The sequence below is a fragment of the Mycobacterium bourgelatii genome, assembly GCF_010723575.1.
Classification (GTDB): domain Bacteria; phylum Actinomycetota; class Actinomycetes; order Mycobacteriales; family Mycobacteriaceae; genus Mycobacterium; species Mycobacterium bourgelatii.
Genome location: NZ_BLKZ01000001.1, coordinates 1,955,750 through 1,970,814, shown reverse-complemented (window position 1 = coordinate 1,970,814; position 15,065 = coordinate 1,955,750). Strand labels below are relative to the sequence as shown.

General features: G+C 67.3%; 11 protein-coding genes and 1 pseudogene. 4 read left to right on the top strand and 8 right to left on the bottom strand.

What is annotated here, in order from left to right; genetic code table 11:
• Positions 1-29: 29 nt before the first annotated feature.
• The 7 genes from G6N68_RS08775 to mqo all read right to left on the bottom strand — a co-directional run bounded on the left by G6N68_RS08775 (position 30) and on the right by mqo (position 8,927).
• The gene (locus tag G6N68_RS08775) at positions 30-1,622 is read right to left on the bottom strand and encodes an MFS transporter (protein ID WP_163710509.1); all 1,593 of its coding nucleotides are present in this window, start codon (positions 1,620-1,622) and stop codon (positions 30-32) included.
• Between the two features lie 22 nt (positions 1,623-1,644).
• Positions 1,645-2,853 (bottom strand): uroporphyrinogen-III C-methyltransferase, encoded by a 1,209-nt coding sequence (gene cobA / locus G6N68_RS08770; RefSeq protein WP_163710506.1) that lies wholly within the window; start codon positions 2,851-2,853, stop codon positions 1,645-1,647.
• Positions 2,850-4,217 (bottom strand): cobyrinic acid a,c-diamide synthase CobB, encoded by a 1,368-nt coding sequence (locus G6N68_RS08765; protein WP_163710503.1) that lies wholly within the window; start codon positions 4,215-4,217, stop codon positions 2,850-2,852. Before G6N68_RS08765 ends, cobA begins: the two co-directional genes overlap by 4 nt.
• A 100-nt stretch (positions 4,218-4,317) precedes the next feature.
• Positions 4,318-4,932, bottom strand: coding sequence for a cob(I)yrinic acid a,c-diamide adenosyltransferase (gene cobO, locus G6N68_RS08760; protein WP_163710500.1), 615 nt, complete (start codon positions 4,930-4,932; stop codon positions 4,318-4,320).
• A gap of 17 nt (positions 4,933-4,949) precedes the next feature.
• Positions 4,950-6,791, bottom strand: a complete 1,842-nt coding sequence (locus G6N68_RS08755) for a magnesium chelatase subunit D family protein (protein ID WP_163710497.1) — start codon at positions 6,789-6,791, stop codon at positions 4,950-4,952.
• Entirely contained in the window at positions 6,788-7,258 is a 471-nt protein-coding gene (locus tag G6N68_RS08750; RefSeq protein ID WP_163710494.1) for a GNAT family N-acetyltransferase, read from the bottom strand. The genes G6N68_RS08755 and G6N68_RS08750 overlap by 4 nt, the downstream gene beginning before the upstream one ends.
• 184 nt (positions 7,259-7,442) lie before the next feature.
• Positions 7,443-8,927 carry a malate dehydrogenase (quinone) gene (gene mqo, locus G6N68_RS08745; protein ID WP_163710491.1) on the bottom strand — a complete coding sequence of 495 codons (1,485 nt, stop codon included), beginning with the start codon at positions 8,925-8,927 and terminating at the stop codon, positions 7,443-7,445.
• A 203-nt stretch (positions 8,928-9,130) separates the two neighbouring features.
• Between mqo and G6N68_RS08740 the strand changes: the two genes are divergently transcribed.
• From G6N68_RS08740 to mtr, 3 genes are read left to right on the top strand one after another with little or no spacing between them, the layout of a single operon-like run.
• The gene (locus G6N68_RS08740) at positions 9,131-11,005 is read left to right on the top strand and encodes a PE family protein (RefSeq protein ID WP_163710489.1); all 1,875 of its coding nucleotides are present in this window, start codon (positions 9,131-9,133) and stop codon (positions 11,003-11,005) included.
• Between the two features lie 43 nt (positions 11,006-11,048).
• A complete protein-coding gene (locus G6N68_RS08735) occupies positions 11,049-12,080 on the top strand; it encodes an alpha/beta hydrolase (RefSeq protein WP_240355702.1) in 1,032 nt (343 codons plus the stop codon).
• Positions 12,081-12,091: 11 nt separating this feature from the next.
• Positions 12,092-13,468, top strand: coding sequence for a mycothione reductase (gene mtr, locus G6N68_RS08730; protein WP_163710485.1), 1,377 nt, complete (start codon positions 12,092-12,094; stop codon positions 13,466-13,468).
• Between the two features lie 43 nt (positions 13,469-13,511).
• On the opposite strand, the pseudogene G6N68_RS31780 reads toward mtr, so the two are convergent.
• A pseudogene (locus tag G6N68_RS31780) lies at positions 13,512-13,816 on the bottom strand (Fur family transcriptional regulator); the annotation flags it as partial.
• A gap of 92 nt (positions 13,817-13,908) precedes the next feature.
• Between G6N68_RS31780 and nicT the strand changes: the two are divergent.
• A complete protein-coding gene (gene nicT, locus G6N68_RS08720) occupies positions 13,909-15,027 on the top strand; it encodes a Nickel transporter NicT (protein ID WP_163710482.1) in 1,119 nt (372 codons plus the stop codon).
• The last annotated feature ends 38 nt before the right edge of the window (positions 15,028-15,065 follow it).

Below are 15,065 nucleotides of genomic sequence, written 5' to 3'. Positions count from 1 at the left end.
GGAGTACGTGCGTGAGGCGAAGGCGAGGATTACAGCTCGCCGGCGTCGATCGCTTCCTTGACCTCTTGCGCGTGGGCAACCTCTTCCGGCGTGTAGCCGATGAACAGCGCGGCAAAGCCGACGATGACGGCCGTACCGGCCACCCACAGCAACCCGTAGGTGTAGCCGTGGTCCAGCGCGCCGATCTGCACGTCGTTCATGAACTTCACCGGGCCGGTAGTGCCGCCCAGGTACAGGGTGCGCGAGGTGATGACCGCCTGGATAACGGCCAACACCAGCGGCCCGCCCAAACTCTGCAACATCAGCGCGATCGCCGATACGGGGCCGATCTGGTCGAAGCCGACCCCTGCGATGGCCGCCAGGGTGAGCGGCACGACCACCATCCCGATGCCGATGCCGCCAACGACGATCGGCAACACCAGGTTGGGGAAGTAAGGCACACCGCGGTGCATGCACATCGAGCCGTAGATCATCGCGCCCAGCAACAGCCAGCCGCCACCGATCGTCAGCACCCGGGGTGAGAACCGCGACACCAGCTGCGAGGACACGCCCAGGCCAATTCCCATCGCGATCACGAAGGGGATGAAGCCGATACCCGCGCGCAACGCGCTGTAACCGAGGATGTCCTGCACGTACAGGCCGATGCAGACGGTCAGGCTGAACATGACGCCGCCGGCCAGAAGGATCGCCGCGAAGGTGACCAAGCGGTTGCGGTCGCGGAACAGGTCGAAGGGCACAACCGGGTTCTCGGCGGTGCGCTCCACGATGGCGAAGGCGATGGCGGCGGCGATGGCCACCACGCCCGAACCGATGGTGATCGTCGAGACCCAGCCCTTTTCCGGGCCCATCGAGAACGCGAACACGGCGGCGGTGCAGGCCAGGGTGGCCAGCATGGCGCCTGCGGCGTCGAGCTTCATCCGCTCGCGGTTGGTCTCCCGCAGCGCGGTGCGGGCCAGGTAGATCATGACCAAGCCGATCGGCACGTTCACCAGGAACGCCAGTCGCCACGAGACCTCGGTCAGCGCGCCGCCGACCACCAGGCCCATAACCGACCCGACGGCCGTCATCGCGGCGAACACCGCGGTGGCGGCGTTACGCGCCGGGCCCTTCGGGAAGGTGGTCGCGACCAGCGCCAGACCGGTGGGCGAGGCGATCGCGGATCCCACACCTTGGGAAAGTCGCGCGATGACCAGCGTCACTTCATCCCAGGCCACCGCGCACAGCACCGAGGAAATGGTGAACAGTGCGACGCCGACGATGAAGGTCCGCTTACGGCCGATGGTGTCGCCCAACCGGCCGCCGAGCAGCATCAGCCCGCCGAAGGTCAAAACGTAGGCGGTGATGACCCAGCTGCGGCCGGCGTCGGAGAGGCTCAGCTCGTCCTGAATCTTAGGAAGCGCGACGATGGCGACGGTGCTGTCCATCGTGGCCAGCAACTGCATTCCGCCGATCGCGATTACTGCGGCGATGAAGCGGCGCGAGGGCAGCCACGTCGGGTAATACCTGCGAATACGCTCCGAGGCGGTCTCCGCCGAGCGAGTCGGGCGCGCGGTAGCCGACGGATCATGCCGGTCGGAACTCCATTGGTGGGAAGCGCGCTCTGTGTCGTTGAGAGCCGTCATAGCAGGTTACCTTACAGTAATCTTAAGAATTGTTTAAAGCCCCGAACGCTGCGACAGCCCCTATGACGATGATCGCGGGAGGTCGAATACCCTCTGCGCGGACCTTTTCCGGCGTGTCTGCGAGGGTCGCCCGCAACGTCTGCTGAGCCGGTGTTGTTCCGTGCTGAACCACAAGTACCGGCGTTTCCGCAGGTCGACCGCCTTTCAGCAATGCGGCGACGAAAAGTTCGATTCTTTCGACCGCCATCAGCAAAACAATGGTGCCCCGCATTGCTGCTAAAGCGTCCCAATTCACTAACGATTCGGGATGATCGGGCGCCAGATGGCCGCTGACCACGACAAATTCGTGATTTGTGGCCCGATGAGTGACCGGAACACCGGCCAAAGCGGGCACAGCTATGGCACTTGTCACACCCGGCACTACGGTCACCGGAATTCCGGCTTCGGCGCACGCCAATACTTCTTCATAACCGCGCGCAAATACGAACGGATCGCCCCCTTTAAGGCGGACGACGAATTTGCCAGAGCGCGCCCGGTCGATCATTACCTCGTTGATCGCCTCCTGGGCCATCGCCCTGCCATAGGGGATCTTGGCGGCGTCGATGACCTCTACATGCGGCGCCAGTTCGGCGAGCAGTTCCGGCGGTGCAAGGCGGTCGGCGACCACGACGTCGGCCTGCGCGAGAAGGCGACGGCCGCGAACGGTGATCAACTCGGGATCGCCCGGTCCCCCACCGACCAGCGCCACCCCGCCGCGCCCGACGTCCTCGCTATCTGCGCTGATCAGGCCCTGTTGCAGGGCCTCGCGGATGGCCGATCGAATCGCCGCCGAGCGCCGGTGCTCCCCGCCGGCGAGCACTCCCACCGACAACCCGGCGTACCCGAACGTCGCCGGAGTGACCGCACTGCCCTCCACCGCGACGTCGGCGCGCACGCAGAAAATCCGGCGGCGGTCTGCTTCGGCCACGACGGCGGCGTTCACCTGCGCGTCGTTGGTGGCCGCGAGCGCGTACCAGGCCCCGTCGAGATCGCCGTCGCGGTACTCGCGCACCTGCAGGGTGATCCCCTCCATCGCCTCGACCGCTCGCGTGGCGCTGCGGGAGATGACGTGCACGTCCGCGCCGCTGGCGATGAGCAGTGGCAGGCGGCGCTGGGCGACCGAGCCACCGCCGACGACGACGACCTTCTTGCCAGCCAGCCGCAATCCGGCCAGATAGGGGTTCTCGGTCACCGGCCAAGCCTAGTAGTGGCGTGGGCTACGAACCGAGCGACCGCTTCCGGTGTCGCAGCCGGGTGAGTGTGCAGGTAGGCCGCGTGCACACCGTTGTGGATCACGCCATCGTGCGCTGCAGCGTTGTCCGGGTACACCCAGGCCGGCAGATAGCTGTCGTTGAACGTGACTTCGGTGCGATGGAATTCGTGGCCGACCACCCGCTGGCCCGCCGAGTACAGAGTCGAATCGGCGACGGCGACTGCGTCGCGGTAGGCGAGCTTGAGGCGCGGGGTGAATCGTGCCGAGGCGCGCAGGACCCCGCACATCGGGTGCCCGTCCAGATCGGAAACCAGGTAAAGCAGCCCCGCGCATTCGGCGTGCACCGGCCCGCCGGCGGCGGCGAGGTCGTTGATCTGGTTGCGGACGACGTCGTTGGCGGACAACTCCGCGGCGAACTGCTCGGGGAATCCGCCGGGCAACACCAGCGCGTCGGTTCCTTCCGGCAGCGTCTGGCTCAGCGGGTCGAACTCAACCACGTCGGCCCCGGCGGCGCGCAGCAGCTCGGCATGCTCGGCGTATCCGAAAGTGAACGCCTTGCCGGCGGCCAGAGCGACGGTGGCGCGGGCGTCGGCTGTGTCTCCGACGGCGGTCACCGGGTCCCAGGCCGGACTGGCTGGCCCGACGGCGGCTGAGGAGGCAACGGCGTTCAGATCGACATGCCGGGCGACCAGCGCCGTCATCGCCTCGACCGCCAGCTGCGCGCGGCGGCCGTATTCGACGGCGGTAACCAGTCCCAGATGCCTCGACGGGACTTCCATGTCGGCGGTGCGCGGAATGGCGCCGAGAACCGGGACGCCGGTCTGTTCGCAGGCCTGCCGCAGGACCTCCTCGTGCCTGGGCGACCCGACCCGGTTGAGGATGACGCCGGTGATTCTGGTCGCGGTGTCGAAGGTCGAAAACCCGTGCAAGAGAGCGGCGATGCTGTGGCTCTGGCCACGGGCGTCGACAACCAGGATGACCGGGGCGCCCAGCAGGGCGGCCACGTGCGCGGTCGACCCCGTCGCGGACGTCGTCGCCACCGGGTCGATGCGCCCGTCGAAAAGCCCCATCACCCCTTCGATGACCGCGACGTCCGCGCCTTGTGCACCATGCGCGTAGAGCGGCCGTATCAGGCGCTCCCCCACCAGATTCGGGTCGAGGTTGCGTCCGGGCCGTCCCGCGGCCAACGTGTGGTAGCCGGGGTCGATGAAGTCCGGGCCGACCTTGAACGGCGCGACCGTGTGCCCAGCCTGCCGTAGCGCCCCGATGAGACCCGTTGCCACCGTGGTCTTTCCGCTGCCCGAGGCGGGGGCGGCGATCACCACCGCGGGGGTGGCCGTCACTGTGCTGCCTCGGGCCGCGAGCGCGAGCGCGCGCAAAATGCCAGCCGCAACGGCGTGTCGGTGTGCAAATGCGCGCCCTCGCGGTGACGAACGGGCACGCTCACCACTCGATGCCCTTCTGGCCCTTGCGTCCTGCGTCCATCGGATGCTTGACCTTGGTCATCTCCGTCACCAGGTCTGCGGCCTCGACCAGTCGGGTGGGGGCGTCGCGGCCGGTGATCACCACGTGTTGATGGCCGGGCCGGGCCAGCAACGTCTCGACCACATCGTCGAGGTCCACCCACCCCCACTTCAGCGGATAGGTGAACTCGTCGAGCACGTAGAAGTCGTGGCGTTGCTCCGCCAGCCGCCCCTTGATCTCGGCCCAGCCGTCGGCAGCGGCCGCCGCGTGATCCTCTTCGTTTCCGGCTTTGCGCACCCATGACCAGCCCGCGCCCATCTTGTGCCACTCCACGGGTGCCCCGATACCGCGCTCTTCGTGCAGTTGCCCCAGCTGGCGAAATGCGGCTTCCTCGCCCACTTTCCACTTCGCGCTCTTGACGAACTGGAAGACCGCGACCCTGAGTCCGGCGTTCCAGGCCCGCAGGGCCATTCCGAACGCCGCCGTCGATTTGCCCTTACCCGGGCCGGTGTGTACCGCAAGCACCGGAGTGTTGCGGCGCGCCCGGGTGGTCAGGCCGTCATCGGGTACCGCAGGCGGATTACCTTGTGGCATAAACCCTTACCTTAGGATTAGGCGACATCGCGTACGGCCCGCGTCAGATGGTCGGCGTGCAACTGTTCCAACCGGATCAGGGGCGCACCGAGTTGGCGGGCGAGCTGCCCCGCCAACCCTAGCCGCACGTAAGAAGTTTCGCAGTCCACCACGACCGCCGCGGCATCTTCGGCGACCAGTCGGGCAGCCGCAATGCGGCTGCGCTGCAACGGGTCCGGTCCGGCCGTGGCCCGGCCGTCGGTGAGCACCACCACCAGGGGACGACGGGCTTGGTCGCGCACCTTCTCGCGGATGATCAGCTCACGCGCGGCCAACAGTCCTTCGGCCAGCGGGGTCTTGCCGCCGGTGTCGAAGCGGGCCAGTCGGCGGCCGGCGATGTGCGCCGAGGAGGTGGGCGGCAACAGGATTTTCGCTCCTTGCTGGCGGAAGGTGATCACCGCGACCTTGTCACGACGCTGGTACGCGTCGCGCAGCAGCGACATCGTGGCACCGCTTACCGCGGCCATGCGGTCCCGTGCGGCCATCGATCCGGAGGCATCGACGACAAAGATCACCAGATTGCCTTCGCGTCCCTCCCGGATGGAGCGGCGTATGTCGTCCGGTCGCAGCCGCAACTGCCCGGGACCGGTGGTGTTTTCAGCGGCGGAGAGCACGGTGGCGAACAGGTGCAGGCCGTGTGCGGCGGGATCATCGACCTCGGCCGCCGCGACCACACTGCCGGATGCGTTGCGGGCCCTCGACCGTCGCCCGGGTGCGCCCTCGCCGACCCCCGGAACGGTCAGGGCACGGGTCCGGAACACTTTCGCCGGTGGCGCACTGGGTGCGGTCTGCGGTTTGGGTGATGCGGATTGTGAATTGCCTTGGGGTGCTGTGCTTTCGGCGGACTGGCCGCCGCCGGGCGGATCGGGTTCCGGCTCGGGGTCACGCTGTGACTCAGCTCCCGCTTGCGCCAACGCCTCGTCCAGCTGGTCGCGGTCGATGCCGTGATCGTCGAAGGGATCGCGCCGGCGCCGATGCGGCAACGCCAGTTCCGCCGCCACCCGAATGTCCTGTTCCTCGACGGTCTGGGCGCCGCGCCAGGCGGCGTGGGCGGCAGCGGTTCGCGCCACCACCAGGTCGGCGCGCATGCCGTCGACGTCGAAGGCCGCGCACAATGCCGCGATGCGACGTAGCTCGTTGTCCGGCAACACCACACGGTCAACCAGAGCTCGCGCTTTCGCGATGCGACGGGACAGTTCGGCGTCGGCCTCGGCATAACGCTGCGCGAATGCGTCCGGGTCTGCCTCGTAGGCCATCCGCTGCCGAATGACCTCGACCCGGACGTCCACGTCCCGCGACGCTCGCACGTCGACGGTGAGCCCGAACCGGTCCAGCAGCTGCGGGCGAAGTTCGCCCTCTTCGGGGTTCATGGTGCCGATCAGCACGAACCGGGACTCGTGCGAATGCGAGATGCCGTCACGTTCGATGGTGACCCGGCCCATCGCCGCGGCGTCGAGCAAGATGTCGACGAGGTGGTCGTGCAGCAGGTTCACCTCGTCGACGTAAAGCACACCGCCGTGGGCGCGGGCCAGAAGTCCGGGCGAAAAGGCGTGTTCGCCGTCGCGCAGCACCCGCTGCAGATCCAGCGAACCGACCACCCGGTCTTCGGTTGCGCCCAGTGGCATTTCGACCAGACCAGGGCCATTTCCCTCGGTGGCAGCCGCCAGCAGCGCGGCCAGTCCGCGCACGGCGGTCGATTTCGCGGTGCCCTTCTCACCGCGGATCAGCGCTCCCCCGATCTCCGGGCGAACGGCGCACAGCAGCAACGCCAGCCGCAGTTGGTCGTGCCCGACGATCGCGCTGAACGGGTAAGGCTTCACCGATGGCCCGCCTGCCCGGAGCCACGCCGCAGCATCGGCAGATGAGGAATGCCGTCGTCAAGGTAATCCTCACCGTCGCGGACGAATCCGTGCTTGGCGTAGAAGTCCGTCAGATACTTCTGCGCGTCGATGCGGCAGGGGTAATCGCCGACCTCGGCAAGCGCGGCGCGCAGCAACCGGGTGGCATGGCCATGACCGCGGGCACTCCGCTTGGTACACACCCGACCGATGCGAAAGGCCTTCTCTCCCCCTGCATGTTCCTCCATCAACCGCAACGTGCAGACCACTTCTTCGTCCGGCGTTTCGAGCCAGAAGTGCCGCGTCTCGGCCAGCAGATCACGACCGTCGAGTTCGGGATACGCGCATGCCTGCTCGACTACGAACACCTCGACGCGCAACTTGAGGATCTCGTAAAGTATCCGCGCGTCAAGGTCTTTCGACCAAACCCGGCGCAACGCTTCACTCATAGGCGCCACTCCTCCTCATCGCTTCGCTCTGCATCGTCGTCGGCGCGACTCATTGGCGCCACTCCTCCTCATCGCTTCGCTCTGCATCGTCGTCGGCGCGACTCATTGGCGCCACTCCTCCTCATCGCTTCGCTCTGCATCGTCGTCGGCGCGACTCATCGGCGCCACTCCTCCTCATCGTTACTCATGCCGCCGCCTCCAATCGCAGCGCCTTGCTTGTCCACGACCGCAGTTCGGCGTACAGGGCCGGCTCGTCGGAAAGCTTGGTGCCCAGTGACGGCACCATTTCTTTCAGTGTGGGCAACCAGGACTGATACCGGTGCGGGAAACACCGTTGCAAAACGTCCAACATGATCGGCACCGCGGTCGAGGCACCCGGTGAGCCGCCGAGCAATCCGATGATGGTGCCGTCGGAAGCACTCACCAGGGTGGTGCTGAACTCCAGCACTCCGCCGTGGCGGCGGTCCGGCCGGATAACCTGCACCCGCTGGCCAGCCACTGTCAATTCCCAGTCCGAATCCACTGCGCTGGGCGCGAATTCGCGCAGAGCTTCCATGCGATCGGGCTCCGACTGGCGCAGCTGACCGATCAGATAGTTGAGCAATTTCCGCTCGCTGATTCCGACTCCGAGCATCGACGCGATGTTGTTTAGCCTGATCGACCGTGGCAAATCGCTGAAGTGCCCGTGTTTCAAGAATTTCGGCGACCAACCGGCAAAGGGTCCGAACACCAGCCACGACTTCCCGTCAACGAACCGCAGATCCAGATGCAACGCACCAAGCGGGGGTGCGCCCGGCGACGGCACGCCATACACCTTGGCTCGGTGCGACGCGCTCAGCGCGGGGTTGGCGGCGCGCAGGAATTTGCCTCCGATCGGGAAGCCGGCGAAACCCTTGACCTCGCTGATGCCCGACTTCTGCAACAGCGGTAATGCGTCGCCTCCTGCCCCGACAAAGACGAATTTGGCTTTCAGCGTTCGCCTTTCGCCGCTGCGGTGGTTGCGGACGGTCACCGCCCAGCTGCCGTCGGATTGGCGGGACAGTGTGCGGACCTCGTGACCGAATAAGGCGGCCATGCCGTTTCGCACGCAGAAATCGATGAGTTGTCGAGACAATGACCCGAAGTCCACGTCGGTACCGTCCTGCGCCCAATTGAGGGCGACGGGCTGGGCAAAGTCGCGGTTAGCGGCCATGAACGGCAGCCGGCGGGCGAATTCGTCCGGGTCGTCGATCAATTCGGTGTCGGCGAACAGCGGGTTGCGGGCCAACGCATCCCGGCGCCGGCGCAGATAGGACACGCGCTCGGCGCCACGAACGAAACTCACGTGCGGAACCGGGTTGAGAAAGCTGCGCACGTCGGTCAGGATCCCGTTTTCGGCGGCGTACGCCCAGAACTGACGGGTGACCTGAAACTCCTCGTTGATGCGCACCGCTTTGCTGATGTCGATCGAGCCGTCCGGTCCCTCTGGCGTGTAATTCATTTCGCACAGCCCCGCATGGCCGGTGCCGGCGTTGTTCCACGGATTGCTGCTCTCGGCGCCGACGGCGTCCAGCCGTTCGACCAGCGTGATCGACCAGCCCGGCTCCAGGCGGCGCAGCAAGGCGCCCAGCGTGGCGCTCATGATGCCCGCGCCCACCAGGACGACATCAGTTCTGGCTGGCTCTGACACCTGATAGTTGGCCCTTCTTTCGGTGTGCTCAGGTTATCCCGACCGGTATGGGCACAACGACGTATGCCTAGTCATACCTAGTCCAGGGGCCAAATAACGCTGCACGCGCTGTCGGGACGGGCTACGCTCCGCACAATCCCGACGCTGACTGGGCTGCGACGATCGGGTCTGCTCGAACATCAGCTGCTTTCGGGAGGCAACCGATGTCATATCTCATCGCTGCGCCGGCGGTGCTCTCCGCGGCGGCCACGCAGTTGGCCGGGATAGGTTCGGCAATCAACGCCGCCAATGCGTCGGCGGCGGTCCTGACCATCAGCATCCTGACCGCCGCCGAGGACGAGGTGTCGGCCGCTGCCGCGGCACTTTTCGGCACGTACGGTCGGCAATATCAGGCGCTCGGCACCCAGGTGGCCGCGTTTCACGACCAGTTTGTCCGTGCCCTGGCCACAGGTGGGGGCTCGTATGCCGCCGCCGAAGCCGCCAACGCATCCCCGTTGCAGTTCTTGGAGCAGGGTGTGCTCGGCGTGATCAACGCGCCTACCCAGGCACTGATGGGTCGCCCGCTGATCGGCAACGGCACCAACGGGTCGGCAGCAGGAGAAGCCGGCGGGGCAGGCGGTCTGCTGTACGGCAACGGCGGCACCGGTGCGGACGGCGGGCCCGGCCAGGCCGGTGGAAACGGCGGCAGCGCGGGGTTCCTCGGCAACGGCGGAGCCGGCGGGGCCGGGGGCGCCGGTGCGGTCGGTGGTAGCGGCGGCAGCGGTGGGCTGCTTTACGGCAACGGCGGGGCCGGTGGACACGGCGGGATCGGGGCAGCCGGCATCAACGGCGGCGCCGGCGGGCGCGGGGGCAGCGGCGGCAGCGCAAACCTGTTCGGTGCCGGCGGCAACGGCGGGCAAGGCGGCGCCGGCGCCACCGGCACCACCGGAAACCCCACCCCCGTCGGCACAGCTCCCAACGGGAACCCGGGCATGGATGTCACGGGGGGGTCCAGCCCTGTCATCGCCGGTGACGGCGGCGACGGCACCAACGGCGTCGCGTTGCAGAACGGCGGTGACGGTGGGAACGGCGGCAATGCGACGACCTCGGGTGTTGAGGTCACCAAGGCCGGTCACGGCGGCCACGGGGGCGCCGCCGGAGCCGGCGCCAACGGAGGCTCAGGCGGTGATGGCGGGACCGCCACCGCGCACGGCGACGCGTATGGGGGTCATGGCGGTACCGGGGCTGATGGTGGGACACCCGGCGGTGCGGGCGGCGACGGGGGTAACGGGGGCAACGCCATTGCCGGGGGAGAACTCGCTCCCGGGGGCAACGGCGGCGCCGGCGGCAACGGTATGAGCAGCAACGTGTCCGGCGGCACCGGCGGCACCGGCGGCAGTGGGGGTGACGGCGGCCGTGGCGGGTTGCTGGTCGGCTCCGGCGGTGCCGGCGGGTCAGGCGGCACCGGGGGCACCGGGGGCGCCGGCGCCCCCGGAGGGTCCGGCGGCATCGGCGGCACCGGCGGGTTTGGTATCGCGCACGACACCGAAGGGCTCGCACGGGGGGGCCATGGCGGCAGTGGTGGTGACGGCGGAAACGCCGGTACCGGCGGTACCGGGGGCACTGGGGGCCACGGCGGCAATGGAGGTGCCGGGGGGCTGTTGATCGGCGACGGCGGCAACGGTGGTGCCGCTGGCACCGCCGGCGCGGGCGGCGCGGGCGGCAACGGAGGTGCGGGCCACTCCGGTGGCACCGGTGGCGACGCTACCGCCCCACTTGTTGGATACGGGGCTTCCGGCGGCAACGGCGGCAACGGCGGCGACGGCGGCATCGGCGGTACCGGCGGCGACGGCGGCGCACCGGGCGCCCTTGGTGGCGTGGGCGGGAAAGGAGGATGGCTGATCGGCCACACAGGTGCCGGCGGTACCGGCGGTGCGGGCGGCGCCGGCGGCGCGGGTGGTGCGGGTGGTGCGGGCGGTGCCGGCGGCGCGGGTGGGAAGGGCTTCCTCGTCGCCGGCGAGGTGGAGCCAGGCGAGGACGGCACCCCCGGCTTCAATGGCACCCCGGGGGCCGACGGCATGCCCGGCGCGCCCGGTTAGCCACGGTCTCGCCTCCACCACGCTTTAAGCTGGCCCCGTGACCGTGGGGGCGACTGGCTGGGTGCCCGATGTCCTGCCCGGCTACTGGCAATACACGATTCCGCTCGGGCACGATCCCGACGGCGAGGGCGACATCGTCGCGACCCTGATCCGCCGCGGGGACGCGACCGCTGCGGCGCACGCGGTCCTGGCGGTACACGGCTACACCGATTACTTCTTCCACACCGAACTGGCCGACCATTTTGCCGAGCGCGGCTTCGCGTTCTATGCGCTGGACCTGCGCAAGTGCGGCCGCTCCCGCCAACCGGACCAGACCCCCCACTTCACCACCAACCTGGCCAACTACGACGCCGAACTGAATCAGGCGCTGGCCATCATCGGCGAGCAGAACCCGACCGCCAAGGTGCTGATGTACGGCCATTCGGCCGGTGGGTTGATCGTTTCGTTGTGGCTGGACCGGCTGCGCGGGCGTGGCGTGCGTACCGCCGTCAACGCCCTGGTACTCAACAGCCCGTTCTTGGACCTGCACGGACCGGCGGTGCTGCGCTTTCGCGTGACTTCCGCGACGATCGCCGCAATATCGCGCGTGCGTTCCAAGAGCGTGGCCCGCACGCCGACACCGGGCGGCTACGGCACCACCCTGCACCGCGATTACTACGGAGAATTCGACTACAACCTGCAGTGGAAGCCGGTGGGCGGGTTCCCGATCACCTTCGGCTGGCTAAATGCCGTACGGCGCGGCCACGCCCGGCTGCATCGCGGGCTCGATGTCGGCGTGCCAAACCTGATTCTGCGGTCGGACCACACCGTGCCCGAAAACGCCGACCCGGAACAACTACAACGCGGTGACGCGGTCCTCGACGTCACCCAGATCGCGCGGTGGGCCGGCTGTATCGGAAACCACTCGACCATCATCCCGGTGAAAGACGCCAAACATGACGTCTTCCTGTCGCTTCCGGAGCCGCGCCAGACAGCATTCCGCCACCTGGACCGCTGGCTGGACAGCCACCTCGGCGACGACACCTCGGCAGCGGGATCGGCGTCCGCATCAACGGCATCGCAAGAAGAAGGGTGAACGGACCTCAGATGGAAACCTACGATATCGCCATCATCGGAACCGGTTCGGGCAACAGCATTCTCGACGATCGATACGCGGACAAGCGGGTGGCAATCTGCGAACAGGGCACCTTCGGTGGCACCTGTCTCAACGTGGGGTGCATCCCGACCAAGATGTTTGTCTACGCCTCCGACGTCGCCGAGACGATCCGGCATTCGGCCCGGTACGGTGTCGACGCGCACATCGACGGGATCCGTTGGGACGACATCGTTTCGCGCGTCTTCGGTCGCATCGACCCGATTGCGGTCAGTGGCGAACAGTATCGAAACGCGTCCCCGAACGTCGATGTATACAAGGACCACACCCGGTTTGGCCCGGTGCAGCCCGATGGGCGTTATTTGTTGCGCACCGACGGAGGTGAAGAATTCACCGCGGAGCAGGTGGTGATCGCCACCGGCTCATCGCCGAGAATTCCCCCGGCCATCGCCGACTGCGGGGTCACCTACCACACCAGCGACACCATCATGCGGATCCCCGAGCTGCCCGAGCATCTGGTGATCGCCGGAAGTGGTTTCGTGGCAGCGGAATTCGCGCACGTGTTCTCCTCGCTGGGGGTGCGGGTCACCATCGTGATGCGCGGCGGCACGCTGCTGCGCCAATACGACCACACCATCTGCGAGCGGTTCAGCCGCATCGCGGCCACCAAGTGGGAACTGCGCACCCAGCTCAACATCGTGGGCAGCAAGGACTGTGACTCCGGCGTCCGGTTGATACTTGACGACGGCTCCGTCATCGATGCCGACCTACTGCTGGTGGCGACCGGCCGCGACGCCAACATCGACCTCGACGCCGAGCAGGCCGGTGTCGAGATTCGCCACGGTCAAGTGGTGGTGGACGAATATCAGCGAACCTCGGCCCGTGGGGTTTTTGCGCTGGGCGACGTGTCGTCGCCGTATCAGCTCAAGCATGTGGCCAACCACGAGGCGCGGGTAGTTCAGCACAACCTGCTGCGCGACTGGGACGACACCGAGTCGATGGTGGTCACCGACCACCGCTTCGTACCGTCGGCGGTGTTCACCGACCCACAGCTGGCGACCGTCGGCCTGACCGAAAATCAAGCGCTGGCACAGGGATTCGATATCTCGGTAAAGGTCCAGGACTATGGCGACGTGGCCTACGGCTGGGCCATGGAAGACACCACCGGGATCGTCAAGCTCGTCGCGGAGCGCGGCACCGGCCGCCTGCTGGGTGCGCACATCATGGGCCCCCAGGCGTCCTCGATCATCCAGCCGCTGATCCAGGCGATGAGCTTTGGGCTGACCGCCCCGGAAATGGCCCGCGGCCAGTACTGGATCCATCCGGCGCTGGCGGAGGTCGTCGAAAACGCGCTGCTGGGTCTGCAATGAGCGTGGGCGTCAGCGCCGCCGCTTAAGACGCTGGCCGGTCGGGTCAACCACGTCCACAAGGTCCGCCACCGTCTCCTGACACTACGGGCTCCTGGCACCGCGGGCACAGGCCGCGCAGCGTCAGGCCGGCTTGCTCCGAGAGTGCGAACGAACTGCCGGCCATCGCATGCTGTAGCGCCGAGCTCAGCTGACGCGCGGGCATCTCGATGATCGCGCCACATTGGGTGCACACCGCGTGGTGATGCGGTGCGGTCGCGGTCCGTAGGTCGTGGTACCGCCGTCGAGTGTCAGTGCATGCAGCACGCGCTGGTCGACCAGGGTGGTGACCGTGCGGTAGATGGTCCGCCGTGGCGGATTTCCTGCAAGTAAGTTGCATCTGGCTTGCGCGCGAACCTACAGTCGGCACTGTTTGCCCCCCTGCCGATGCGAAGAGGACCGACATGGCCAGTGGCGCCCTCGGGCTGCGGTCGTCCCGGTGGCCGAAGTTGCGTAGCGCGTTGACACCAGCGGAGTGGTGGCGCCTGGGCACGATGCTCGCGATCATCCTCCTGCTGCACGTCGTCGGCTGGGTCACGTTGGTCCTGTTGGTCGAACCAGGACGATTCGCTCTGGGCGGCAAAGCCTTTGGACTCGGCATGGGGTTGACCGCCTATACCCTGGGCATGCGCCACGCGTTCGACGCCGACCACATCGCCGCGATCGACAACACCACCCGCAAGCTGATGAGCGACGGGCAACGCCCCCTCGCCGTGGGATTCTTCTTTTCGCTGGGCCACGCCTCGGTGGTTTTCGGACTCGCGGCGTTACTCGCGGCCGGGCTCAAGGCCATCGTGGGGCCGGTCGCGGACGACTCCTCGACACTGCACCGCTACACCGGCCTGATCGGCACCGGCGTGTCAGGGGTTTTTCTGTACCTGATCGCCATGCTCAACATCATCGCGCTGGTCGGCATCCTGCGGGTCTTCGCGCGGTTGCGCCGGGGCGAATACGACGAAACGGAACTCGAGCGACAGCTGGACAACCGCGGGCTGATCAACCGGTTCCTCGGCCCCATCACCAATTCGATTACCAAGTCTTGGCACACATACCCGGTCGGGATCTTGTTCGGACTGGGCTTCGACACCGCAACCGAGATCGCGCTCCTGGTCCTCGCCGGCACCAGCGCGGCGGCAGGACTGCCCTGGTACGCCATCCTGTGTCTGCCGGTTTTGTTCGCTGCGGGCATGTGCCTGTTGGACACGATCGACGGTTCGTTCATGAACTTCGCTTACGGATGGGCGTTTTCGAAACCGGTCCGCAAGATCTACTACAACCTGACCATCACCGGCCTGTCGGTGGCGGTCGCGCTGCTGATCGGCACCGTCGAACTGCTCGGGCTGTTCGCCGAAGAGTTCGGCTGGCGGGGTCCGTTCTGGACCTGGGTCAGCGGCCTCAACCTCAACCTCGTCGGCTTTCTGGTCGTCGGCATGTTCGTGGCCACCTGGCTGGTCGCCGTGCTGGTCTGGCGCTACGGCCGCCTCGAAGAGAAGTGGGCGCCGGCCCCGAGCACCCCCGGCTGACGTCGACAACGGCGCCGTAGCTGGGGAGCGATCGACGG